At 72.5% G+C, this 22,865-nt stretch carries 22 protein-coding genes; 17 read left to right on the top strand and 5 right to left on the bottom strand.

Translation table 11 applies throughout. The features are described 5' to 3' along the window. Positions 1 to 75: 75 nt before the first annotated feature. On the bottom strand, positions 76 to 1,809 hold the full coding sequence (locus tag ACFWPT_RS05910) for an ABC transporter ATP-binding protein (RefSeq protein ID WP_063347530.1): 1,734 nt from the start codon (positions 1,807 to 1,809) through the stop codon (positions 76 to 78). Positions 1,810 to 2,168: 359 nt separating this feature from the next. On the opposite strand from ACFWPT_RS05910, the gene ACFWPT_RS05905 reads away from it, so the two are divergent. Genes ACFWPT_RS05905 through ACFWPT_RS05895 form a run of 3 tightly spaced genes read left to right on the top strand, consistent with a single transcriptional unit; the run spans position 2,169 to position 6,077 of the window. Further along, positions 2,169 to 4,193, top strand: a complete 2,025-nt coding sequence (locus ACFWPT_RS05905; protein WP_380479824.1) for an AMP-dependent synthetase/ligase — start codon at positions 2,169 to 2,171, stop codon at positions 4,191 to 4,193. Positions 4,194 to 4,251: 58 nt separating this feature from the next. Next, positions 4,252 to 5,481, top strand: coding sequence for a radical SAM family heme chaperone HemW (gene hemW / locus ACFWPT_RS05900; protein ID WP_380378505.1), 1,230 nt, complete (start codon positions 4,252 to 4,254; stop codon positions 5,479 to 5,481). Positions 5,482 to 5,522: 41 nt separating this feature from the next. Next, a complete protein-coding gene (locus tag ACFWPT_RS05895) occupies positions 5,523 to 6,077 on the top strand; it encodes a Uma2 family endonuclease (protein WP_380378507.1) in 555 nt (184 codons plus the stop codon). A gap of 3 nt (positions 6,078 to 6,080) precedes the next feature. On the opposite strand, the gene ACFWPT_RS05890 is transcribed toward ACFWPT_RS05895, so the two are convergent. The 3 genes from ACFWPT_RS05890 to htpX all read right to left on the bottom strand — a co-directional run bounded on the left by ACFWPT_RS05890 (position 6,081) and on the right by htpX (position 8,509). After that, positions 6,081 to 6,908 (bottom strand): DUF3097 domain-containing protein, encoded by an 828-nt coding sequence (locus ACFWPT_RS05890; RefSeq protein ID WP_380479822.1) that lies wholly within the window; start codon positions 6,906 to 6,908, stop codon positions 6,081 to 6,083. Between the two features lie 24 nt (positions 6,909 to 6,932). After that, positions 6,933 to 7,517 (bottom strand): hypothetical protein, encoded by a 585-nt coding sequence (locus ACFWPT_RS05885; RefSeq protein WP_363369929.1) that lies wholly within the window; start codon positions 7,515 to 7,517, stop codon positions 6,933 to 6,935. A gap of 71 nt (positions 7,518 to 7,588) precedes the next feature. After that, a complete protein-coding gene (gene htpX / locus ACFWPT_RS05880; protein ID WP_063347524.1) occupies positions 7,589 to 8,509 on the bottom strand; it encodes a zinc metalloprotease HtpX in 921 nt (306 codons plus the stop codon). Positions 8,510 to 8,772: 263 nt separating this feature from the next. On the opposite strand from htpX, the gene hrcA reads away from it, so the two are divergent. The 14 genes from hrcA to era all read left to right on the top strand — a co-directional run bounded on the left by hrcA (position 8,773) and on the right by era (position 22,415). Further along, the gene (gene hrcA, locus ACFWPT_RS05875; protein WP_063347523.1) at positions 8,773 to 9,807 is read left to right on the top strand and encodes a heat-inducible transcriptional repressor HrcA; all 1,035 of its coding nucleotides are present in this window, start codon (positions 8,773 to 8,775) and stop codon (positions 9,805 to 9,807) included. 76 nt (positions 9,808 to 9,883) lie between these two features. After that, positions 9,884 to 11,023: a molecular chaperone DnaJ gene (gene dnaJ / locus ACFWPT_RS05870; protein WP_063347522.1), complete on the top strand. Its 1,140-nt coding sequence runs from the start codon at positions 9,884 to 9,886 to the stop codon at positions 11,021 to 11,023. 273 nt (positions 11,024 to 11,296) lie between these two features. Further along, positions 11,297 to 12,046 (top strand): 16S rRNA (uracil(1498)-N(3))-methyltransferase, encoded by a 750-nt coding sequence (locus tag ACFWPT_RS05865; protein ID WP_380379890.1) that lies wholly within the window; start codon positions 11,297 to 11,299, stop codon positions 12,044 to 12,046. A gap of 72 nt (positions 12,047 to 12,118) precedes the next feature. Then, positions 12,119 to 15,355, top strand: coding sequence for a PDZ domain-containing protein (locus ACFWPT_RS05860; RefSeq protein WP_380379887.1), 3,237 nt, complete (start codon positions 12,119 to 12,121; stop codon positions 15,353 to 15,355). Positions 15,356 to 15,475: 120 nt separating this feature from the next. Further along, positions 15,476 to 15,829 carry a histidine triad nucleotide-binding protein gene (locus tag ACFWPT_RS05855; RefSeq protein WP_380379884.1) on the top strand — a complete coding sequence of 118 codons (354 nt, stop codon included), beginning with the start codon at positions 15,476 to 15,478 and terminating at the stop codon, positions 15,827 to 15,829. A 5-nt stretch (positions 15,830 to 15,834) separates the two neighbouring features. Continuing rightward, positions 15,835 to 16,758 carry a ribonuclease Z gene (locus ACFWPT_RS05850; RefSeq protein ID WP_063347519.1) on the top strand — a complete coding sequence of 308 codons (924 nt, stop codon included), beginning with the start codon at positions 15,835 to 15,837 and terminating at the stop codon, positions 16,756 to 16,758. A 176-nt stretch (positions 16,759 to 16,934) separates the two neighbouring features. Further along, the gene (locus ACFWPT_RS05845) at positions 16,935 to 18,053 is read left to right on the top strand and encodes a PhoH family protein (RefSeq protein ID WP_063347518.1); all 1,119 of its coding nucleotides are present in this window, start codon (positions 16,935 to 16,937) and stop codon (positions 18,051 to 18,053) included. A gap of 14 nt (positions 18,054 to 18,067) precedes the next feature. Next, a complete protein-coding gene (gene ybeY, locus ACFWPT_RS05840) occupies positions 18,068 to 18,562 on the top strand; it encodes an rRNA maturation RNase YbeY (RefSeq protein WP_063347517.1) in 495 nt (164 codons plus the stop codon). A 19-nt stretch (positions 18,563 to 18,581) separates the two neighbouring features. Next, entirely contained in the window at positions 18,582 to 19,907 is a 1,326-nt protein-coding gene (locus ACFWPT_RS05835) for a hemolysin family protein (RefSeq protein ID WP_063347516.1), read from the top strand. 33 nt (positions 19,908 to 19,940) lie between these two features. Continuing rightward, positions 19,941 to 20,177 carry a hypothetical protein gene (locus ACFWPT_RS05830; RefSeq protein WP_063351092.1) on the top strand — a complete coding sequence of 79 codons (237 nt, stop codon included), beginning with the start codon at positions 19,941 to 19,943 and terminating at the stop codon, positions 20,175 to 20,177. Positions 20,178 to 20,195: 18 nt separating this feature from the next. After that, entirely contained in the window at positions 20,196 to 20,741 is a 546-nt protein-coding gene (locus tag ACFWPT_RS05825; RefSeq protein WP_063347515.1) for a DUF4383 domain-containing protein, read from the top strand. A gap of 31 nt (positions 20,742 to 20,772) precedes the next feature. Next, a complete protein-coding gene (locus ACFWPT_RS05820; protein ID WP_063351091.1) occupies positions 20,773 to 21,126 on the top strand; it encodes a hypothetical protein in 354 nt (117 codons plus the stop codon). Between the two features lie 150 nt (positions 21,127 to 21,276). Next, positions 21,277 to 21,426, top strand: coding sequence for a hypothetical protein (locus ACFWPT_RS05815; protein WP_380336842.1), 150 nt, complete (start codon positions 21,277 to 21,279; stop codon positions 21,424 to 21,426). A 59-nt stretch (positions 21,427 to 21,485) separates the two neighbouring features. Beyond that, positions 21,486 to 22,415: a GTPase Era gene (gene era, locus ACFWPT_RS05810; RefSeq protein WP_063347514.1), complete on the top strand. Its 930-nt coding sequence runs from the start codon at positions 21,486 to 21,488 to the stop codon at positions 22,413 to 22,415. Between the two features lie 76 nt (positions 22,416 to 22,491). Here era and ACFWPT_RS05805 read toward each other — a convergent pair whose 3' ends face one another. After that, positions 22,492 to 22,758, bottom strand: coding sequence for a protealysin inhibitor emfourin (locus ACFWPT_RS05805; protein ID WP_063351090.1), 267 nt, complete (start codon positions 22,756 to 22,758; stop codon positions 22,492 to 22,494). Between the last annotated feature and the right edge of the window lie 107 nt (positions 22,759 to 22,865).

Below are 22,865 nucleotides of genomic sequence, written 5' to 3'. Positions count from 1 at the left end.
TGGTGTCCGCGGCCTCGGGGTCCGCTGTCGCGGTGTCCGCGGTCCTGGTGTCCGCGTCGGGCTTGCCGGGGGTGGTCACGCCGCCTCCTGCTCGGTGAGCTGGGAGAGCACGATCTCCCGGTACGTCGGGTTGTCGGCCATCAGTTCGTGGTGGGTGCCGGTGCCGACGACCGCGCCTTCGTCGAGGACGATGATCCGGTCGGCGTCGCGGATGGTGGAGACGCGCTGGGCGACGATCAGCACGGTGGCGTCGGAGGTCTCGCGGGCGAGGGCCTTGCGCAGCCTGGCGTCGGTGGCGTAGTCGAGCGCGGAGAAGGAGTCGTCGAACAGGTAGACGTCGGGCTGGCGGACCAGGGCCCGGGCGATGGCCAGGCGTTGGCGCTGGCCGCCGGAGACGTTGCCGCCGCCCTGGGCGATCGGGGCGTCCAGGCCTTCGGCCAGTTCCTCGACGAAGTCCTTGGCCTGGGCGATCTCCAGGGCGTGCCAGAGTTCCTCGTCGGTGGCGTCGGGCCGGCCGTAGCGGAGGTTGCTGGCGACGGTGCCGGAGAACAGGTAGGGCTTCTGCGGGACGAGGCCGACGCTCTCGGCGATCGTCTCGGGGGCGAGTTCGCGCACGTCGACGCCGTCGAGCAGGACCTGGCCGGAGGTGGCGTCGAACAGTCGGGGTACGAGTCCGAGCAGGGTGGACTTGCCGCTGCCGGTGGATCCGATGACGGCGGTGGTCTCGCCGGGGCGGGCGGTGATGGCGATGCCGCGCAGCACCGAGGCCTCGGCGCCGGGGTAGCGGAAGTCGACGTCGCGCAGTTCCAGGTTGCCGCGGCGCAGCACCTCGGTGATCGGCGCGGCGGGCGGGACGACGCTGGAGGAGGTGCCGAGGACCTCCTCGATGCGCTCGGCGCAGACCTCGGCGCGCGGCACCATCATGAACATGAAGGTGGCCATCATGACGCTCATCAGGATCTGCATCAGGTAGGAGAGGAAGGCGGTGAGCGCGCCGATCTGCATGCCGCCGTTGTCGATCCGGTGGGCGCCGAACCAGAGCACGGCGACGCTGGAGACGTTCACGACCAGCATCACGGCCGGGAACATGAACGACATCAGCCGGCCGACCTGGAGGGCGGTGTCGGTGAGGTCCCCGTTGGCCTTGGCGAAGCGGGCCTGCTCGTGGTCGTCCTTGACGAAGGCGCGGATGACCCGGATGCCGGTGATCTGCTCGCGCAGGACCCGGTTCACGGTGTCGATCCGGGTCTGCATGCTGCGGAACTTGGGGCGCAGTGAGCGGACCAGGAGGAGGACGACGGCGCCGAGCAGCGGGATGACCGCGAGCAGCAGGCCGGACAGCGGCACGTCCTGGTTGAGGGCCATGATGATGCCGCCGACGCACATGATCGGGGCGGCCACCATGAGCGTGAAGCTCATCAGGGCCAGCATCTGGACCTGTTGGACGTCGTTGGTGGTGCGGGTGATCAGCGAGGGGGCGCCGAACTGGCCGACCTCGCGGGCGGAGAAGCTCTGCACCCGGTCGAAGACGGCGGCGCGGACGTCCCGGCCGAAGGCCATGGCGGTGCGGGATCCGTAGTAGACGGCGCCGATCGAGCAGAGCGCCTGGACCAGGGTGATGCCGATCATCACCCCGCCCACTTGCAGGATGTAGCCGGTGTCGCCCTTGACCACGCCGTCGTCGATGATGTCGGCGTTGAGCGTCGGCAGGTAGAGCGCCGCCAGGGTGGACACCAGTTGGAGCCCCACGAGCAGCGCGATCGGTCGGGAGTACGGGCGCAGGTACGCCCTGAGAAGTCTGATCAGCACTGGCACACTCTTGTCGTCGACGGGTGGATTCGCATCCCGATTCTCGTTCTTTGGTGGACTCGTACAGGAGATTCACGAGTTGTGGATCGCAGGTTTGCCCAGTCCTTTGCCGAACCGTACGGCGGGCCCGGTTGCAGGGGTTCACCGGGGCGCGGGGCGGAGTCGTCGTCGGGCACCGGTGGCGCGGCGGTGTGCCGGCCGGGCCCCGCCCTCTTACGGAATGACCGGTTTCCCCCTAGGCTGCTGATTGCCCCCTTGTTACTCGCCGGTATCGCCAGGGTTGACCGGGGGCCCGGCGACCGCCCCCCACGGGCGCCGAAACCATCCCTCAGACGGCCACCCGCCCCCGGAGGTCCTCGTTGAGTTCCGCGCAGTCCCTGATCGACTCCGGCAGTGCCGACTTGGTCGCCGGGCGTCCCGCCTCCGTCGCCCACCTCTTCCTGGAGCGGGTCGCCGCCACCCCGAACGCCGAGGCCTACCGCTACCCGGCCCCGGTCGACGAGCACGCCGCGGACAGCGCCCCCGGCGCCGAGCAGTGGCGCTCGCTGACCTGGGCGCAGACCGCGGCCCGGGTCAAGGCGGTGGCCGCCGGGCTGATGGCGCTCGGCATCCGGCCGGAGGACCGGGTGGCGCTCGCCTCCTCCACCCGGCTCGAATGGATCATCGCCGACCTCGGGAACATGTGCGCGGGTGCCGCCACCACGACCGTCTATCCCAGCACCAACGCCGACGAGACCGCGTTCATCCTCTCCAACTCCGGTTCCAGGGCGCTGTTCGCGGAGAACTCCGCCCAACTCGCCAAGGCCGTCGACCAGCTCGGACAGCTGCCCGAGCTGCGGACCGTCATCCTCTTCGACGCCGCCGAGGCCGACGCCCCCGGGACTGACGCCCCCGGGACTGACGCCCCCGGGACTGACGCCCCCGGGAGTGACGCCGCCGAGGCGGGCGCCCCAGAGGCCAGTACCCCCGAGGCCGAGGGTCTGAACGCCCTCACCGTGCTCACCCTCGCCGAGCTGGAGCAGCGCGGCGCCGAGTACCTGGAGCAGCACCCGGACGCGGTCGAGAAGACCGTCGCCGCGCTCGACAAGGAGCAGCTGGCCACCCTCATCTACACCTCCGGCACCACCGGCCGCCCCAAGGGCGTGCGCCTGGTGCACGACTGCTGGGCGTACGAGGCCCGGGCCCAGGAGGCCAGCGGGCTGCTGCGCTCCGACGACGTCCAGTTCATGTGGCTGCCGCTGTCGCACGTGTTCGGCAAGACGCTGATCTCCGGCCAGATCGCCACCGGCCACGTGATGGCCGTGGACGGCCGGGTCGACCGGATCATCCACAACCTGCCGGTCATCCGGCCGACCGTGATGGCCTCTGCGCCGCGCATCTTCGAGAAGGTCTACAACGGCATCGCCGGCCGGGCCCGGGCCGAGGGCGGCGCCAAGTACAAGATCTTCCGGTGGGCCGCCAAGGTCGCCCGCGAGCACGCCCGCGCCGTCCAGGAGAGCCGGATCGCCACCGGTGCCGGCACCGCCCCGCTGGGCCTCAGGCTCCAGCACGGCCTGGCCGACAAGCTGGTCTACGCCAAGATCCGCGCGGCCTTCGGCGGCCGGCTGCGCGGCGCCGTCTCCGGCAGCGCCGCGCTCGCGCCCGAGATCGGCTACTTCTTCCTCGGCGCCGGCGTGCCGATCCTGGAGGGCTACGGCCTCAGCGAGACCAGCGCCGGCTCCTGCGTCAACCGTGAGGAGGACATCCGGATCGGCACCGTGGGCCGCCCGCTGCCCGGCACCGAGGTCCGGATCGCCGAGGACGGCGAGATCCTGCTGCGCGGCCCCGGCGTCATGCGCGGCTACCACGACCTGCCCGAGAAGACCGCCGAGGTGCTGGAGGCCGACGGCTGGTTCCACACCGAGGACATCGGCGAGCTCGGCCCCGACGGCTTCCTGCGGATAACCGACCGCAAGAAGGACCTGTTCAAGACCTCCGGCGGCAAGTACGTCGCGCCCAGCGAGGTCGAGGGCAGGTTCAAGGCGGTCTGCCCGTTCGTCAGCAACATCCTCGTGATCGGCAACGGCCGCAACTTCTGCACCGCGCTGATCGGCCTGGACGAGGCGGTCATCATGCCGTGGGCCGCCGAGCACGGGCTGAAGGGCAAGTCCTACGCCGAGGTGACGGCCGACCCGCAGGTGCACCAGCTGATCGAGGGCTTCGTCAAGCGGCTCAACGCCGACCTCCAGCGCTGGCAGACGATCAAGAAGTTCCACCTGCTGCCGCGCGATCTCGACATCGAGCACGGCGAGCTCACCCCGAGCCTGAAGATCAAGCGCCCGGTGGTCGAGCGGACCTACGCGGACGCCGTCACCGCGATGTACGCAGGCGCCAACGAGGCCTGATCGGCCCCGCCCCCGTGCGGCTCACCGGTTCGGGTGAGCCGTACGGGACAATGGGGTCATGCCCTCCGCACTCCCCGACGGCGAACCGGTGCCGTCCGACGGTTCCCTGCCCGCATCCGCCCGCACCGGTCTCGGGCAGCGGCCGTTCGGCTTCTACCTGCACGTGCCCTACTGCGCCAGCCGCTGCGGCTACTGCGACTTCAACACCTACACCGCCACCGAGCTGCGCTCCTCCGGGGCGGTCGCCTCCCAGGAGACCTACGCGGACAACGTGGTCGCCGAGATCAGGCTGGCCCGCCAGGTCCTCGGCCCGGTCGACCTGCCGGTGCAGACCGTCTTCCTCGGCGGCGGCACCCCCACCCTGCTGCCCGCCCGCGACCTGGTGAAGATGCTCGCCGCGCTGCGCGAGGAGTTCGGGCTCGCCGACGGCGCCGAGGTCACCACCGAGGCCAACCCGGAGTCCGTCGACCCGGCCTACCTGGCCGAACTGCGCGAGGGCGGCTACAACCGGGTCTCCTTCGGCATGCAGAGCGCCCGCCCGCACGTCCTGAAGCTGCTCGACCGCCACCACACCCCCGGCCGCCCCGAGGCCTGCGTCGCCGAGGCCCGCGCCGCCGGCTTCGACCACGTCAACCTGGACCTCATCTACGGCACCCCCGGCGAGTCCGACGACGACTGGCGCGCCTCCCTGGACGCCGCCATCGGCGCCGGGCCCGACCACGTCTCCGCGTACTCCCTGATCGTCGAGGACGGCACCAAGCTCGCCGCCCGGGTCAAGCGCGGCGAACTGCCGATGATCGACGACGACGTGCACGCCGACCGCTACCTCATCGCCGAACAGGCGCTCAGCGCCGCCGGCTACACCTGGTACGAGGTCTCCAACTGGGCCACCACCCCCGAGGGCCGCTGCCGCCACAACGAGCTGTACTGGACCGGCGCCGACTGGTGGGGCGCCGGCCCGGGCGCGCACAGCCACGTCGGCGGCGTCCGCTGGTGGAACGCCAAGCACCCCGCCGCCTACGCCCAGGCCCTCGCCGAGGGCCGCACCCCCGCCCTGGGCCGCGAGGTGCTCGCCGAGGAGGACCGCCGGGTCGAGCGCATCCTGCTGGAACTGCGCCTCGCCGAGGGCATCCCGCTCACCCTCCTCACCGACACCGGCCGCCACGCCGCCGCCCGCCACCTCGCCGACGGCCTCCTCGCCGCCGAGCCGTACGCCGGGGGCCGCGCCGTCCTCACCCTCCAGGGCCGCCTGCTCGCCGACGCGGTCGTACGTGACCTGGTGGACTGACATTCGTTAGCGTGGGTGTCAGCCGTCGGAGGGAGCGTGCGATGACCGCCATCGATGATCGGATGACCGGGATCTTCGAGAACCTGGAGGTGCCGGAAGGCGTCAAGGCCGAGCTCATCAGGGGGGAAATCGTGATGATGGCCGGGCCGGACCTGGTCCACAACCTCATCGTCGAGTGCATCGTGGATCAGGTCCCGCGGGCTCTCTGGCATCGGTTGCAGACCCAGGACCTGGCCTTCGCGCACGAGGCCAGCGAGCCGCAGCCCGATCTGGTGGTGATCGAGCGGGGCGCGGTGGAAGCCCCCGGACGGTTGGTCCCGGCGCCTGCGGTGACCATGGTCGTCGAGGTGGTGTCGAAGACCAGCGTCTATCGCGACTACCACGTCAAGCGGGAGATGTACGCGGGCGGGACGATCAAGGCCTATCTGATCGTCGACCCCTTCAAGGGCGAGTGTCTGCTGCTCACCGAACCCGACACCGCTACCGCGTCGGGCGTCCCGGACTACGCGGTCGGGCAGCCCTTCAAGTTCGGCGACCCCATCCGGGTCGACGTCCTGGGCGTGACGCTGGACACAGGTGAGTTCGGAACGCTCTGACAGTCACTCCGGAATCGTCACGAAGTCGATCAATTCTTCGACCTTGCCCAGCAGTTCCGGCTCCAGGTCCTTGTAGCTGTCCACTGTGGAGAGGATCCGCTTCCAGGCGGCGGGGGTGTTCACCGGCCAGCCGAGGCGGCGGCAGACGCCCTCCTTCCACTCCTCGCCGCGCGGGACGGCGGGCCAGCCGGGGATGCCGACGGAGGCGGGCTTCACGGCCTGCCAGATGTCGATGTACGGGTGGCCGACGACCAGGACGGCGTCGCCGGTGACCTGGGCGGCGATGCGGTGCTCCTTGGTGCCGGGGAGCAGGTGGTCGACCAGGACGCCGAGGCGCCGGCCCGGGCAGGGGGCGAAGTCGGCGACGATCGCGGGCAGGTCGTCCACGCCCTCCAGGTACTCGACGACCACGCCCTCGATCCGCAGGTCGTCGCCCCAGACCCGCTCGACCAGTTCGGCGTCGTGCCGGCCCTCGACGTAGATCCGCGACTCGCGGGCGACCCGGGCCCGGGCACCGGGGACGGCGACCGAGCCGGAGGCGGTGCGGGCCGGCGTGCGGGAGGGGGCGGGGCCGGCCGGGCGCACCAGGGTGACCGTCCGGCCCTCCAGCAGGAAGCCGCGCGGCACCAGCGGGAACACCCGGAGCTTGCCGAAGCGGTCCTCCAGGGTGACGGTGAAGCCCTCGGCGGTCTTCTCGCAGCGCACCACCGCACCGCAGAAGCCGGTGGCGGCCTCCTCCACCACCAGGTCCCGTTCGGCGGTCACCTCCGGGGCGGGCTGCTGCTTCTTCCACGGCGGGGTCAGGTCGGGTCCGTACTGGCGGCTGTGCATGAAAGCGACTATACGGACGGACCGTCAGAGGCCCGGCGCGCCCCAGACCGGGAACCAGCGGCTGAGGTCCTTCTCCAGCCGCAGGTCGTTCCCGAGCGTCGCGTTGACCTGGAGCTCCAGCGGGCTGTTGCGCCGCTCCCCGCCGCCGGGCATCGGGGCGAAGGGGTAGAAGGTGCCGCGCTTGTAGAGGTAGACCAGGGCCAGCGACTGCCCGTCCGGGTTGCGGAAGCCGACCAGCGAGCAGAGCAGCTGCGGCCCGAAGCCGTTCGCCTCCAGCTCGCTGTTGACCGCGTGCAGGTCGTTGACCAGGTCCGGCAGTTCCTCGGGGGTGTGCCGGGCGAGCAGCCAGGAGTAGCCGTAGCCGTCCTTGGAGGCCTCGACCGGGACGCCGCCGCGCTCGGTGTCGGCGTCGAGCAGCGCCCGCACCTGTTGTTCGACCTGGCCGAAGGCCGCGCCCTCGACGGCGGCGAAGCAGACCGAGCCGAGCCCGGTGGGGGTGAACCCGGCCGCGGCCTCCAGGGTGAGGGCGGCGGACGGGACGCCGAACAGCTGGTCGAGGTCGGGCTTGACGGGCTTGGTGCGCCCGAACAGGGTGTCCAGGATTCCCACGGCGGTCCTTTCGGGGGAGGGAGTCGGGAGGAGCCAGGAGGGGGGCGGGAGGGCCGCAGGGGGCCGGGGCCTCAGCGGCCGAGCTGCTCGGAGATCTTCGCCAGCTCCGCGAGCCGCTTCTCCAGCGTCGGGTGGGTGGAGAACAGCTGCGAGGCGGTCTCCCGGGCGCTCAGCGCGGGGGCGAAGTAGAAGGCGTTGTAGGGCTGCGCCTGGCGCAGGTCCTTGCTGGGGATGGCGGCGATCTGGCCGGTGACCTTGGTGAGCGCGGAGGCGAGGGCGCTGGGCCGGCCGGTGAGCTGGGCGGCGGCGCGGTCGGCGGCGAGTTCCCGGTAGCGGGACAGGAGCCGGGTGAGCAGGAAGCTGATGGCGTAGACGACCATCGACACCAGCGGGATGATCAGGGCGACGATGGCCGCGTTCTGGTCGTTGTTGTTGCGGTTGCCGCCCATGAACCCGCCGTACATGGCGATCCGGGTCATGGCCCCGGCGAGGACGCCGAGGAAGCCGGCGATGGTCATCACCGCGACGTCCCGGTGGGCGACGTGGGACAGCTCGTGGGCGAGGACGCCCTCCAGTTCCTCGGGCTCCAGCCGGCGCAGCAGGCCGGTGGTGACGCACACCACGGCGTTCTGCGGGTTGCGGCCGGTGGCGAAGGCGTTCGGCATGTCGTTGTCGGCGACCGCCACCCGGGGTTTGGGCATGTCGGCCAGCGCGCAGAGCCGGTCGATGGTGCCGTGCAGTTGCGGGTACTGCTCAGGGGTCACCTGGTGGGCGCCCATCGCCCGTTCGGTGATCTTGTCGCTGAACCAGAACTGGGCCACGAACAGCCCGCCGGAGATCAGGACGATCAGTGGCCAGGCGCCGCGCAGCAGCACGATCAGCAGACCGGTGAAACCGACGTACAGCAGCCCGATCACGAACATCGTCACGACCATGCGGCCGGTCAGGCCGCGGTCGGGCGCGAAACGGGTGTGCTGGCCCGAGCTCGACATTGCTTGCTCCTCCATTCGCCGTCGTCTTCGATGCTGCCACCCGGACGGCCCTGCGGCACCACCCCCGCGCCGGGAACTGCGGGCAGGATCACTCCGGCCGGGCCGTTCCTGCCGTTGGGCCCGGGCCTTACACTGGCAGGTACGGTTTTGGCACTCGCAGGTTCAGAGTGCCAAAGCGGGTGCCGGAGCCGGGATCCTCCCGGAGCGGGCAGCAGCATGCGTGACACGAACGGACAACGTGCGAAGACGGAGGTGTGTGCCCCATGGCCGGTGAGGTTCGCCAGCTGGACGACCGCAAGCTCGCCGTGCTCCGCGCGATCGTCCAGGACTACGTGGGCACCGAGGAGCCGGTCGGCTCCAAGGCCCTGGTGGAGCGGCACAACCTCGGAGTCTCCCCGGCGACCGTGCGCAACGACATGGCGGCGCTGGAGGAGGAGGGCTACATCCACCAGCCGCACACCAGTGCCGGGCGCATCCCCACCGACAAGGGGTACCGCCTGTTCGTCGACAAGCTCGCCGAGGTCAAGCCGATGAGCGCCCCCGAGCGCCGGGCGATCCGGCACTTCCTGGACGGCGCCGTCGACCTGGACGACGTGGTCATGCGGACGGTGCGGCTGCTCGCCCAGCTCACCCGGCAGGTCGCGGTGGTGCAGTACCCCTCGCTGTCGCGGTCCACCGTCCGGCACATCGAGCTGGTGGCGCTGGCCCCGACCAAGGTGATGCTGGTCCTGATCACCAACACCGGCCGGGTCGAGCAGCGGATGGTCGACTGCCCGGGCCCGGTCGGCGAGACGGTCCTGGCGGACCTGCGGGCCCGGATCAACGCGCGGGCCGTCGGCCAGCGGCTGCCGGACGTGCCGGGGTTCCTGGAGGAGCTCCCGGCGGGTTTCGAGCCGCCGGACCGCCCGACCGTCAGCACGGTCCTGGCGACGCTGTTCGAAGCGCTCGCCGAGCAGAACGAGGAGCGGATCATGCTGGCCGGCACGGCCAACCTGACCCGCTTCGGGCACGACTTCCCCCTGACCATCCAGCCGGTGCTGGAAGCCCTGGAGGAGCAGGTCGTCCTGCTCCGCCTCCTGGGTGAGACGGCGGACGCCGCGATGACGGTCCGGATCGGGCGGGAGATCGCCTACGAGGGGCTGAATTCCACCTCGGTGGTGTCGGTCGGTTACGGTTCGGGCGACGAGAGCGTGGCCAAACTGGGTGTGATCGGTCCGACCCGGATGGACTATCCGGGCACAATGGGGGCGGTGCGTGCGGTGGCGCGGTACGTGGGCCAGATCCTGGCCGAGTCGTAGCACAGGCCGCCGTCGGAACCTCTGACGGCGGTGTCCAGTCGCAGCACTACTACAGGCGGAACAAGCGGAGCATTTGGTGGCCACGGACTACTACGCGGTACTCGGCGTCCGACGGGATGCGGGGCAGGACGAGATCAAGAAGGCCTTCCGACGCCTGGCACGCGAACTGCACCCGGACGTCAACCCGGACCCGAAGACGCAGGAGCGGTTCAAGGAGATCAACGCCGCTTACGAGGTGCTCTCCGACCCGCAGAAGCGCCAGGTCTACGACCTCGGCGGTGACCCGCTCTCGCCGGGCGGCGGGGGCGCGGGCGGCTTCGGCGCGGGGGCGGCCGGATTCGGCTTCTCCGACATCATGGACGCCTTCTTCGGCGCCGCGGCCGGCCAGCGCGGCCCGCGCTCGCGCACCCGCCGCGGCCAGGACGCCATGATCCGGCTGGAGATCACCCTGGAGGAGGCCGCCTTCGGCACCACCAAGGAACTCCAGGTCGACACGGCCGTCACCTGCACCACGTGCAGCGGTGAGGGCGCGGCCCCCGGCACCTCCGCGCAGACCTGCGACATGTGTCGCGGCAGGGGCGAGGTCTCCCAGGTCACCCGGTCGTTCCTGGGCCAGGTCATGACCTCCCGGCCCTGCCCGCAGTGCCAGGGCTTCGGCACCGTCGTGCCGACCCCGTGCCCGGAGTGCGCCGGCGACGGCAGGGTCCGCGCCCGGCGCACCCTGACCGTCAAGATCCCGGCCGGTGTCGACAACGGCACCCGGATCCAGCTGGCCGGCGAGGGCGAGGTCGGCCCCGGCGGCGGCCCGGCCGGCGACCTGTACGTCGAGATCGCCGAGACCACCCACACCGTCTTCCAGCGGCGCGGGGACGATCTGCACTGCACCGTCACCATCCCGATGACGGCCGCGTCCCTCGGCACCCAGGTGCCGCTGCAGACCCTGGACGGGCTGGAGGAGCTCGACATCCGGCCCGGCACCCAGTCCGGCCAGTCGATCCCGCTGCACGGCCGCGGCATCACGCACCTGCGCGGCGGCGGACGAGGCGACCTGATAGTGCATGTCGAGGTGCAGACGCCCACCAAGCTCGACCCCGAGCAGGAGGAGCTGCTGCGCCGGCTCGCGGTGCTGCGCGGCGAGGAGCGGCCGTCCGGCCAGTTCGCGCCGGGCCAGCAGGGCCTGTTCTCGCGCCTCAAGGACGCGTTCAACGGCCGCTAGGCCCTAGGGCGTGTCTGGCAATTCCCGCCGGGCGCGCGACGCCGGGCATCCCGCCTGGACGCACCGGCGAAACGTCCAAGTACGGCCCAGTACGAGGACGCTTCGCCGGCACGCCCAGCCGGGCGCCCAACGCCGCGCGCTGATCCGCCGCGAATTGTCAGACACGCCCTAGCCCGGGCCCGCCAGGCCCTGGCCGTCCGCGCGGGGGTGCCGGGTTCTGCCCGGCGCCCCTTTCGCGTTCCCGATCCGCCCCACCCCCCGGAGGTTCCCCGCATGACCGCCCCCGTCTTCGTCGTCGAGACCGAGCGGATCGCCGCCGCCGCGCCCGGCTCCGTGGTGCGCCTCGACGGGCCGGAGGGGCGGCACGCGGCCGCGGTGAAGCGGCTGGCGGCGGGCGAGGCGGTGACCCTCGCCGACGGGCTGGGCCTCGGGGTGGACGGGACGGTCGCCGCGGTGCTCGGCAAGGACGCGATCGACGTCACGGTGGCCGCCGTCCGCCGGGAGCCCGAGCCGGCGCCGCGGATCGTCGTCGTCCAGGCGCTGCCCAAGGGCGACCGCGGCGAGCTCGCGGTGGAGACCATGACCGAGGTCGGCGTGGACGTGATCGTCCCGTGGGCCGCCTCGCGCTGCATCACTCAGTGGAAGGGCGAGCGGGGCGCCAAGGCGCTCGCCAAGTGGCGGGCCACCGCCCGGGAGGCCGGCAAGCAGTCCCGCCGGCTGCGCTTCCCCGAGGTGCGCGAGCCGGCGACCACCCGGCAGCTGGCGCCGCTGCTGGCCCAGGCCGCGTTCGCCGCCGTGCTGCACGAGGAGGGCGCCGAGCCGCTGGCGCTGGCCGCGCTGCCCGCGGCCGGGGACGTGGTGCTGGTGGTCGGCCCGGAGGGCGGGGTCTCCCCGGAGGAGCTGGCCGTGTTCGCCGAGGCGGGCGCCGGGCCGTACCGGCTGGGCCCCTCGGTGCTGCGCACCTCCACCGCCGGGGTGGCCGCCGGCGCCCTGCTGCTGGGGCGCACCGGCCGCTGGTCGTAGCCGGCCCGCCCGTGCGGTCGGAGTCTGCCCGAACCGGCCCGCGCCGTGCGCGCGCGTGCCTACGCTGACCGCGTGACGGAACCCCTGAGCACCTCTGCGGGCGCCTACCTGCGCCACCCCCATCTGCACGGTGACCTGGTCACCTTCGTCGCCGAGGACGACGTCTGGCTGGCCCCGCTGGACGGTGGCCGGGCCTGGCGGCTGACGGCCGATCACCTGCCCGTCCGGCACCCCCGGTTCGCCCCCGACGGGCGGCACATCGCCTTCACCTCCACCCGGGACGGCGCGCCCGAGGTGCACGTGGTGCCGGTGGACGGCGGGCCGTCCCGGCGGCTCACCCACTGGGGCAGCGAGCAGACCGAGGTGCGGGGCTGGACGGCCGACGGGCGCCCGATCGCCCTCACCACCGCCGGTGAGGCGACCCTGCGCCGCAGCTGGGCGCACGCCGTGCCGCTGGACGGCGGCGAGTCGGTGCGGCTGCCGTACGGGCCGGTCGGCGGGCTCGCCTTCGAGCCGGGCGGCGACCGCGTGCTGCTGGGCACCGTCAACAACCGCGAGCCGGCCTGGTGGAAGCGCTACCGGGGCGGCCGGGCGGGCAAGTTGTGGATCGGGCGGGACGAATTCGTCCGCGTCCACGAGGAGTTGGACGGCCAGCTCGACTCGCCGCTGTGGGTGGGGGAGCGGATCGCCTTCCTCTCCGACCACGAGGGCGTCGGCGAGCTCTACTCCAGCCTCCCGGACGGCTCCGACCTGCGCCGCCACACCACCGACCCGGACGGCTTCTACGCCCGCAACGCCGGCACCGACGGCACCCGGGCGGTGTTCCACCGGGCCGGCGACGTCTGGCTGCTGGACGACCTGGCGGGAGCCGCGCCCCGCCGCCTCGACATCCGGCTGGCCGGCCCGCGCAGCGGCCGCCGCCCCCGCCCGGTGCACGCCGCGCACTGGCTGGAGTCCGCCGCCCCCGACCGCACCGGCCGGGCCGGCGCCGTGGTGGTGCGCGGCGACGTGCACTGGCTGACCCACCGCGAGGGCCCGGCCCGGGTGCTGGACGAGACCCCGGGGGCGCGCGGGCGGCTGGCCCGGGTGGTGCCGGGCGAGGACGGCACCCAGGGCGTGCTGTGGGTGTCCGACGCCGAGGGCGAGGACGCCCTGGAGTTCGCCCCCGACGCCCAGGGCGCCGAGCGCCGCCGACTGGCCGCCGGGCGGATCGGCCGGGTCAACTCCCTGGCGGTGTCCCCGGACGGCAGGCAGGCCGCGCTCGGCGTGCACGACGGCCGGGTCCTGCTGGTCGCGCTCGCCGACGGCACCGTGCACGAGCTGGACCGCAGCGCCGACGGCGAGGTCGGCGGGCTGGCCTTCAGCCCGGACTCGGCCTGGCTGGCCTGGTCGCGGCCGGTGCACCGGCTGGGCCCGTACTCGCTGCGCCAGATCGTGCTGGCCGACCTGGCGACCCGGACGGTCGGCGAGGTCACCCAGGAGCGCTTCATCGACACCTCGCCGGCCTTCACCGCGGACGGCCGCTACCTGGCGTTCCTGTCGGTGCGCAACTTCGACCCGGTCTACGACTCGCACGTCTTCGACCTGTCGTTCCCCAACGGCTGCCGCCCGTACCTGATCACGCTGGCCGCCGACACGCCGTCCCCGTTCGGGCCGCAGCGGGCCGGGCGCCCGCTCGGCGGGGAGGAGGACGAGCCGCGCGGCAGGAAGGCGGACGGCGAGGAGGCCGCCGGCGACGCCGCGCCGGTGACCAGGGTCGACCTGGACGGCATCGCGGACCGGATCGTCCCGTTCCCGGTCGAGGGCGGCCGGTTCGACGCGCTCAGGGCCGCCAAGGACGGCGTGCTGTGGACCCGCGCCCCGCTGCTCGGCGAACTCGGCGACGAGGCGGCCTCGCCCGAGGACGAGCGGCCCCGGCCGGTGCTGGAGCGCTTCGACCTGAGGAAGCGCCGCGTCGAGCAACTGGTGCACGGCGTGGACGGCTTCGCGGTCAGCGGGGACGGCACCCGGGTGGCCGTGCTGGACGGGGGCGAGCTGCGGATCGTCCCGGCCGAGCACAAGGCGGGCGGCGAGGACGACGAGGTGGGCGTCGACCTGACCCGGCTGCGGGTCACCGTCGACCCGGCCGCCGAGTGGCGGCAGATGTACGCCGAGAACGGCCGCCTGATGCGCGACAACTTCTGGCGCCCCGACCTCGGCGGCGTCGACTGGGCCGGCGTGCTGGACCGCTACCGGCCGCTCGTGGAACGCCTCGGCTCGCACGACGACCTGGTCGACCTGCTCTGGGAGGTGCACGGCGAACTCGGCACCTCGCACGCCTACGTCGTCCCGTACGGCCGGTACACCGAGCCCGCCCGGCGCCAGGGCCTGCTCGGCGCGGACCTCGCCAGGGACGGCGACCGGTGGCGGATCGCCCGCATCCTGCCCGGCGAGTCCTCCGACCCCCGGGCCCGCTCGCCGCTGGCCGCGCCCGGCGCCGCGATCCGCCCGGGCGACGCGGTCCTCGCCGTCAACGGCCGCCCGGTGGACCCGGTCACCGGCCCGGCCCCGCTGCTGGCCGGCACCGCCGGGCAGCCGGTCGAGCTGACCGTGGCCGGCAAGGACGGCACCGACCGGCGCCACCCGGTGGTCGTCCCGATCGCCGACGAGGAGCCGCTGCGCTACCACGACTGGGTGGCCGGGCGGCGGGCCGCGGTGCGCGAGCTGTCCGGCGGCCGGCTCGGCTACCTGCACATCCCCGACATGCAGTCGGCCGGCTGGGCCCAGATCCACCGCGACCTGGCCGTGGAGCTGGCCAGGGACGGCGTGATCGTCGACGTCCGGGAGAACCGCGGCGGCCACACCTCGCAGCTGGTGATCGAGAAGCTCGCCCGCCGGATCGTCGGCTGGAACGCCATCCGGGACACCGACCACCCGGTGCCCTACCCCCTCGACGCCCCGCGCGGGCCGGTCGTCGCGCTCGCCAACGAGTTCTCCGGCTCGGACGGCGACGTCGTCAACGCCGTCATCCAGACGCTCGGCATCGGCCCGGTGGTCGGCACCCGCACCTGGGGCGGGGTGATCGGCATCGACAGCCGCTACCACCTGGTCGACGGCACCCTCGTCACCCAGCCCAAATACGCGTACTGGCTGGAGAACTACGGCTGGGGCGTGGAGAACCACGGCGTCGACCCGGACGTCGAGGTGCCGATGGCCCCGCACCAGTGGGCCGCCGGCGAGGACCCGCAGCTGGCCGAGGGCGTGCGGATCGCCCTCGCCGCGCTCGCCGCGGCCCCGCCCCGCACGGCCCCGCCGATGCCCTGGGCGTAGGGCACGCCCCCGTCGCCCCCGTCGGGCGGGAGAGCAGCCGAACGGGAGGTCGGCCCGGCCGACTTCCCGCTAGGCTGCGCCCGTACGGCCCCAGACCAGACACGAACCGAGGAGAAACCGATGGCCGGCGAGCCGCAGCCCGACTGCCTGTTCTGCAAGATCGTGGCGGGCGAGATCCCGGCGACCGTGGTGCGCAAGACCGAGCGCGTCCTCGCCTTCCGCGACATCGCCCCCAAGGCGCCGCTGCACGTCCTGGTCATCCCGCACGTCCACTACCCGAACGCCGCCGAGCTGGCCGCCGCCGAGCCGGAGATCGCCGGTGAACTCCTCGCCGAGGCGGGCGCGGTGGCCAGGGACGAGGGCGTCGAGGACTACCGGCTGATCTTCAACACCGGCGCCGGCGCCGGCCAGACGGTCTTCCACGCCCACGTCCACGTGCTCGGCGGCAAGCCGATGACCGAGAACATGGTCTGACCTACGTGTCACAGCGCGAACTCGTCGTCCTCGGCACCGCCAGCCAGGTGCCCACCCGGCACCGCAACCACAACGGCTACCTGCTCCGCTGGGACGGCGAGGGCCTGCTGTTCGACCCCGGCGAGGGCACCCAGCGGCAGATGCTGCTGGCCGGCGTCTCGGCCACCCAGATCACCCGGATCGCCGTCACGCACTTCCACGGCGACCACTGCCTGGGCCTCGCCGGGGTGATCCAGCGGATCAACCTGGACCGCGTCCCCCACCCGGTGGACGTCTATTTCCCGGCCTCCGGCGAGGTCTACTTCGAGCGGCTGCGGCACGCCACCGCCTACCACGAGACGGCCGTCCTGCGGCCCCGGCCGATCGACGAGCCGGGCCCGCTGCCCGCACCCGGCGCCCGCTTCGCGCTGGACGCCGTGCGGCTGTCCCACCCCGTGGAGTCCTTCGGCTACCGGCTGTCCGAGCCGGACGGCCGCCGCCTGGTGCCCGAACGCCTCGCCGCGCTGGGCGTCTTCGGCCCCGCGGTCGGCCGCCTCCAGCACGAGGGGGCGATCGAGGCGGACGGCCGGCGGGTCACCCTGGAGGAGGTCAGCGAGCCCCGGCCGGGCCAGCGCTTCGCCTTCGTGATGGACACCCGGCTCTGCGACGGCGTGTACGAACTCGCCGAGGGCGCCGACCTGTTGGTCGCCGAGTCGACCTTCACCGACGCCGACTCCCGGCTCGCCGAGGAGCACGGCCACCTCACCGCCGGGCAGGCCGCCAAGGCCGCCGCCGAGGCCGGCGTGCGCACCCTGGTGCTGACCCACTTCTCCCAGCGCTACCCGGACCTCGGCCAGCATCTGGCCGACGCCCGCAAGCACTTCGACGGCGAGCTGGTGCTCGCCGCCGACCTCGCCCGGGTGCCCGTCCCCGTCCGGCGCCAGCCGTGAACCCGGCCCGCACCCCGTGAAAAGCGCTCGCGCCGCCCCCCGATCTGCCGCAGCATCGTCGGGTGCGGCCCCGCCGCCCGCCGCGGCGACCACGTGCGCGGCGTACCCTGGTGCCCCGGAGAGACCGATCGGCACACGACACCACGGATGGGATGAGGCAGGCCCAGCGCCGACCTATGAGTGACACATCGCAGACCCGTACGAACGGACAGTCGCGCCCCGAACCGGCCGACGACGGTCGCGTCAGCGCCCGGATCGTCATCCCCGAGAAGCACCCGATGGTCACCCTGCTCGGCACGGCGGACTCGCTGCTGCGCGTGATCGAGCAGGGCTTCCCCGCCGCCGACATCCACGTCCGCGGCAACGAGGTGACCGCCACCGGAGCGCGCGCCGAGGTCGCCCTCGTGCAGCGGCTCTTCACCGAGATGATGCTGGTGCTGCGCACCGGCCAGCCCTTGACGGAGGATTCCGTGGAGCGCTCCATCGCCATGCTCCGCGGTGCCGCGGAGGACCCGGACAGCCCGGCGCCCTCCAAGGTGTTCACCGCGAACATCCTGTCCAACCGGGGCCGCACGATCCGCCCCAAGACCCTCAACCAGCAGCGCTACGTCGAGGCGATCGACAAGCACACGATCGTCTTCGGCCTCGGCCCGGCCGGCACCGGCAAGACCTACCTCGCGATGGCCAAGGCCGTCCAGGCCCTCCAGGCCAAGGAGGTCAACCGGATCATCCTGACCCGCCCGGCCGTCGAGGCGGGGGAGCGGCTGGGCTTCCTGCCCGGCACCCTCTACGAGAAGATCGACCCGTACCTGCGCCCGCTGTACGACGCGCTGCACGACATGATGGACCCGGACTCCATCCCGCGCCTGATGGCGGCCGGCACCATCGAGGTCGCGCCGCTGGCGTACATGCGCGGCCGCACCCTCAACGACGCCTTCATCATCCTGGACGAGGCCCAGAACACCTCGCCCGAGCAGATGAAGATGTTCCTCACCCGCCTCGGTTTCAACTCCCGGGTGGTGGTCACCGGCGACACCAGCCAGATCGACCTCCCGGGCGGTACCCGCAGCGGCCTCAAGGTCGTCCAGGACATCCTGGCCGACGTGCCCGACATCCACTTCTCCGTCCTCACCAGCACCGACGTGGTCCGCCACAAGCTGGTCGGCCGGATCGTGGACGCCTACGAACGCTGGGACGCCAAGCAGGAGGCCGAGGAGAACCCCTCGCCCGCCCGCAAGCCGGCCCAGCGGCGCGGCTCCCGCGCACCCCGTCAGTCCCATCGCACCGAAAGCTGAGTACGCAGCCCGTCATGTCGATCGACATCGCCAACGAGTCCGGTTGGGACGCCGATGAGGAAGCCATCCTCGACGTCGCCCGCTTCGCCCTGGACAAGATGCGGATCCACCCGCAGTCCGAACTGTCCGTGATCCTGGTGGACGGAGCGGCGATGGAGGAGCTGCACATCCAGTGGATGGACCTCCCCGGCCCCACCGACGTGATGTCCTTCCCCATGGACGAGCTGCGCCCCGGCAAGGAGGGCGAGGAGCTGCCGCAGGGCCTGCTCGGCGACATCGTGCTCTGCCCGGAGGTCGCCGAGCAGCAGGGCAAGGCGGCCCCCTCCAAGCACTCGATGGACGAGGAGCTCCAACTGCTCACCGTCCACGGGGTGCTGCACGTCCTCGGGTACGACCACGAGGAGCCCGAGGAGGAGGAGGAGATGTTCGCCCTCCAGAAGCGCATCCTGGACGACTGGCGGGCGGGCCGGGGCCTCGGTGGTCTCTCCCCGGCCCCCACCACCCACTGAGCGCGGAGCCCGAACCCCTGTGAGTGGTGAAAGTACGAGCTTCATCCTCGGTGCCGTGCTCCTCGTCGTCCTCGGCTGGCTGGCCGCGTGCGCCGAGGCGGGCATCTCCCGGGTCTCCCGGTTCCGGGCGGAGGAGGCCGTGCGGGCCGGGCGGCGCGGCTCGGCCCGGCTGCTGACCGTCGCCTCCGACCCGATCCGCTACCTCAACCTGGCGACCCTGATCCGGGTGGCCAGCGAGATGGCGGCGGCCGTCCTGGTCACCGTGGTGTGCGTGCGCAACGTGGAGCCGATCTGGCAGGCCGTGCTGCTGGCGTTCGGCGTGATGGTGCTGGTGTCCTTCGTCGCGGTGGGGGTCTCGCCGCGCACGATCGGGCGCCAGCACCCGCTCACCACCGCGACCGCCGCCTCCTTCGTGCTGCTGCCGCTGGCCGCGGTGCTCGGCCCGATCCCGCGGCTGCTGATCCTGCTCGGCAACGCGCTGACCCCGGGCAAGGGCTACCGGGAGGGGCCGTTCGCCTCCGAGGCCGAACTGCGGGCGCTGGTCGACCTCGCCGAGAAGGACGACCTGATCGAGGACGAGGAGCGCCGGATGGTGCACTCGGTCTTCGAGCTGGGCGACACCATCGTCCGCGAGGTGATGGTGCCGCGCACCGACCTGGTGATGATCGAGCGGCACAAGACCGTCCGGCAGGCGCTCACCCTGGCGCTGCGCTCGGGCTTCTCGCGGATCCCCGTGGTCGGGGACAGCGAGGACGACGTGGTCGGCATCGTCTACCTGAAGGACCTGGTCCGGCGCACCCACATCAACCGGGAGGCGGAGTCCGAGGAGGTCGGCGCGGTGATGCGCCCGGCCGTCTTCGTACCGGACTCCAAGCCGGCCGGCGACCTGCTGCGCGAGATGCAGCAGCGCCGCTCGCACGTGGCGATCGTGATCGACGAGTACGGCGGCACGGCCGGCCTGGTCACCATCGAGGACGTCCTGGAGGAGATCGTCGGCGAGATCACCGACGAGTACGACCGGGAGATCGCGCCGGTGGAGGACCTCGGCGACGGCTCGTACCGGATCACCGCCCGGCTGCTGGTGGAGGACCTGGGCGAGCTGTTCGGCATCGAGCTGGAGGACGAGGACGTCGAGACCGTCGGCGGCCTGCTGGCCAAGCACCTCGGCCGGGTGCCGATCCCCGGCTCGGCCTGCGAGATCCCGCTGCCCGAGCCCGCCGGCACCGGGCTGACCGGCATCCTGCTGACCGCCGAGTCCTCGGCCGGGCGCCGCAACCGGATCGGCTCGATGGTCGCGACCCCGGTCCGCAAGGCCGCGGAGGCCGGGGCGGAGCCCGGCGAGTAGCGGTCGCGCCCCGGCGGAGCGACCATGGACAGCATGACGCATCAACTTCGCGCGGAGTACGGCCCGCAGGGTGCGACCGGCGGGGTCAAGGTCTGGCACGTGGTGCGCGACGGCGACCCCGCGACGGCGCTCTGCGGCCGCAGCCTGGCCGACGACGCCGAGACGCGGCCCGAGCAGGAGTGGGGCACCGGGCTGCGCTGCTGCCAGCAGTGCGGTTCGCTCTACATGCACGAGGTGCCGCACATGCAGGGGAGCCATCCCTACAGCTAGGCCGTGGTGGAGGTCGCCATGAAGCTGCAAGACGAACTGCCCGTGAACAGCCGGCTCGCCACGGTGTGGCGGATCGGGGCGGGGCTCGGGGGGATCTTCCTGATCGTGTTCGGGTGCCTGGGGCTGGCCGATCACCCGGGCTTCCTCGCCACCCACGGTGACCGGATCACCGGGCTGTCGACCAACGGGGCGCTGAGCATCCTGTCCATCGTGGCGGGCGCGATCCTGGTGGCGGGGGCGGTGGTCGGCGGCAACTTCGCGTCCAACCTGAACATGGTGGTCGGCGTGCTGTTCGTCCTGTCCGGCTTCTACGGCCTGGCGGTGCTCGGGCGGCCGGACGCCAACATCCTGAACTTCCGGATGTCGAACGTGCTGTTCGCCTTCATCTTCGGGGTGATCCTGACGACCTTCGGGATGTACGGCCGGGTGAGCAGTCACCTGCCGCACGACAACCCGTTCTGGCGCGAGCGCACGGAGCACGAGACGGCGCGGCCGTCCGGGCCGAAGACCTTCGTCAAGGTCCTCAACCCGAACCCCGGTCCGACCCACCCGGTCGGCCACTGAGCGGCCGCGGGGGCCGCCTATGCTCGGCGGCATGAGTGACATCGTCGAGCTCGACCCCGAAGACAAGAAGATCATCACCCTGGCCCGCTCGGCCCGCGCCCGCAACGGCGTCGCCGAGGGGGCCGCGGTGCGTGACGAGACCGGCCGGACGTACGTGGCCGGGACGGTCGCGCTGGAGTCGCTGCGGCTGAGCGCGCTGCAGACGGCGGTGGCGATGGCGGTGGCCAGCGGTGCGAAGTCGCTGGAGGCGGCGGCCGTGGTGAGCGAGGCGGAGCAGCCGGCCGAGGCCGACCTGGCGGCCGTCCGGGACCTCGGCGGGGCCGGGACGCCCGTGCTGCTGGCCGGTGTGGACGGGACGCTGCGGGTGGCGGCCGAGGCCCGCTGAGGGCTGCCGAGGGCTGCTCAGGGCCCGCTGCGGCCTGCCGCGGCGGGCGATGCCGGGCGATGGCGGCGGCCTGGCGAACACCTGCCCGAACCGAGCGGATAGTCTCACCGGGGGAGTGAACTCGGTGAGGGGGCTGGGCACATGGGGGCGGTGGCGTTCTTCGCCGGGCTGCTGCTGTTCGTGATGGGGATGGGCAAGTGGCAGGAGACCGGCTCGCCGTATTGGCTCTGGGGTTCGGTCGCCTTCCTGGTCCTGTTGGTGGTGATGTCGGTGGTTTCGCGGGGCGGTCGCAAGGGCTGATCGGGCGGTGCGGGCGGGCCCGGGCAGCGCGACTCCGGTGATCAGGGAGAATGGAGCACATGAGTGCCCCTTCCTCCTCGTACCGCTCCGGCTTCGCGTGCTTCGTCGGCCGACCCAACGCGGGCAAGTCGACCCTGACCAACGCTCTGGTGGGGACGAAGGTCGCGATCACCTCCGACCGCCCGCAGACCACCCGGCACACCGTGCGCGGCATCGTGCACCGCCCGGACTCCCAGCTCGTCCTGGTCGACACCCCCGGCCTGCACAAGCCGCGCACCCTGCTCGGCGAGCGCCTCAACGACCTGGTCCGCAGCACCTGGGCCGAGGTCGACGTGATCGGCTTCTGCCTGCCCGCCGACCAGAAGCTCGGCCCCGGCGACAAGTTCATCGCCAAGGAACTCGCCGAGGTCAAGAAGACCCCCAAGGTCGCCATCGTCACCAAGACCGACCTGGTCGACTCCAAGCGGCTCGCCGAGCAGCTGATCGCCATCCACCAGCTCGGTGAGGAACTGGGCATCGAGTGGGCCGAGATCATCCCGGTCTCGGCTGTCGGCGACAAGCAGGTGGAACTGGTCGGCGACCTGATCACCAAGCTGCTGCCGGAGGGCATGCCGCTCTACCCGGACGGCGACCTCACCGACGAGCCCGAGCAGATCATGGTCGCGGAGCTGATCCGCGAGGCCGCCCTGGAGGGCGTCCGGGACGAGCTGCCGCACTCGCTGGCCGTCGTGGTCGAGGAGATGCTCCCGCGCGAGGGCCGCCCGGCGGACCGCCCGCTGCTGGACATCCACGCCAACGTCTACATCGAGCGGCAGAGCCAGAAGGCGATCGTCATCGGCGCCAAGGGCGCGCGGCTCAAGCACGTCGGCACCACCGCCCGCAAGCACATCGAGGCGCTGCTCGGCACGCCGGTCTTCCTGGACCTGCACGTCAAGGTGGCCAAGGACTGGCAGCGCGACCCGAAGCAGCTGCGCAAGCTCGGCTTCTGAGCCCCGGCTCCCAGCGAAGGCCCGCCCGGATCTGATCGACCGGGCGGGCCTTCGGCGTGTCCGGGGGCCGGTGGGGCTACGCGCCCTCGCGCAGGACCAGCGACACCAGTTCGCGCTGCGAGTCGGTGAGCTTCGGGTCGGCGCAGTAGACCGTCCGGCCGTCGACGGTGATCTCGTAGTGGAAGCCGTCCGGCACCCCGTACGAGGGCGCCCGCAGCCCGCCCGCGACGGCCTCGCGGGCGAGCGCGTGGACGTGCGGGGCGTCCGTGCGGTCGACGGTGTCGAGTTCCGCGTGGCGGACGATCCCCGCGAAGCCGCCGGTCCGGGTCACCTGGATACGCATGGTGTCCATGGTGCTACCAGGGGAGGGAGTTTGCCGGTCTTTTCCCGGACCGTGACCTTAAGCCCGGCTCAACCTGGTCTCAATCGGTCCTCGGCCGGGGCCGTCGC

Origin of the sequence: Kitasatospora sp. NPDC058478 (genome assembly GCF_042720345.1) — a bacterium.
GTDB lineage: Bacteria > Actinomycetota > Actinomycetes > Streptomycetales > Streptomycetaceae > Kitasatospora.
This window is presented reverse-complemented; position numbering and strand designations above follow the sequence as displayed.

Bases quoted from the DNA above. Each gene is read 5' to 3' on its own strand.
- ACFWPT_RS05805 (WP_063351090.1), bottom strand. From the start codon at position 22,758: ATGCGTATCCAGGTGACCCGGACCGGCGGCTTCGCGGGGATCGTCCGC.
- ACFWPT_RS05845 (WP_063347518.1), top strand. From the start codon at position 16,935: ATGAGTGACACATCGCAGACCCGTACGAACGGACAGTCGCGCCCCGAA.
- htpX (WP_063347524.1), bottom strand. From the start codon at position 8,509: ATGTCGAGCTCGGGCCAGCACACCCGTTTCGCGCCCGACCGCGGCCTG.
- ACFWPT_RS05895 (WP_380378507.1), top strand. From the start codon at position 5,523: ATGACCGCCATCGATGATCGGATGACCGGGATCTTCGAGAACCTGGAG.
- ACFWPT_RS05855 (WP_380379884.1), top strand. From the start codon at position 15,476: ATGGCCGGCGAGCCGCAGCCCGACTGCCTGTTCTGCAAGATCGTGGCG.
- era (WP_063347514.1), top strand. From the start codon at position 21,486: ATGAGTGCCCCTTCCTCCTCGTACCGCTCCGGCTTCGCGTGCTTCGTC.
- hemW (WP_380378505.1), top strand. From the start codon at position 4,252: ATGCCCTCCGCACTCCCCGACGGCGAACCGGTGCCGTCCGACGGTTCC.
- ACFWPT_RS05825 (WP_063347515.1), top strand. From the start codon at position 20,196: ATGAAGCTGCAAGACGAACTGCCCGTGAACAGCCGGCTCGCCACGGTG.
- ACFWPT_RS05865 (WP_380379890.1), top strand. From the start codon at position 11,297: ATGACCGCCCCCGTCTTCGTCGTCGAGACCGAGCGGATCGCCGCCGCC.
- ACFWPT_RS05820 (WP_063351091.1), top strand. From the start codon at position 20,773: ATGAGTGACATCGTCGAGCTCGACCCCGAAGACAAGAAGATCATCACC.
- ACFWPT_RS05830 (WP_063351092.1), top strand. From the start codon at position 19,941: ATGACGCATCAACTTCGCGCGGAGTACGGCCCGCAGGGTGCGACCGGC.
- hrcA (WP_063347523.1), top strand. From the start codon at position 8,773: ATGGCCGGTGAGGTTCGCCAGCTGGACGACCGCAAGCTCGCCGTGCTC.
- ybeY (WP_063347517.1), top strand. From the start codon at position 18,068: ATGTCGATCGACATCGCCAACGAGTCCGGTTGGGACGCCGATGAGGAA.
- ACFWPT_RS05890 (WP_380479822.1), bottom strand. From the start codon at position 6,908: ATGCACAGCCGCCAGTACGGACCCGACCTGACCCCGCCGTGGAAGAAG.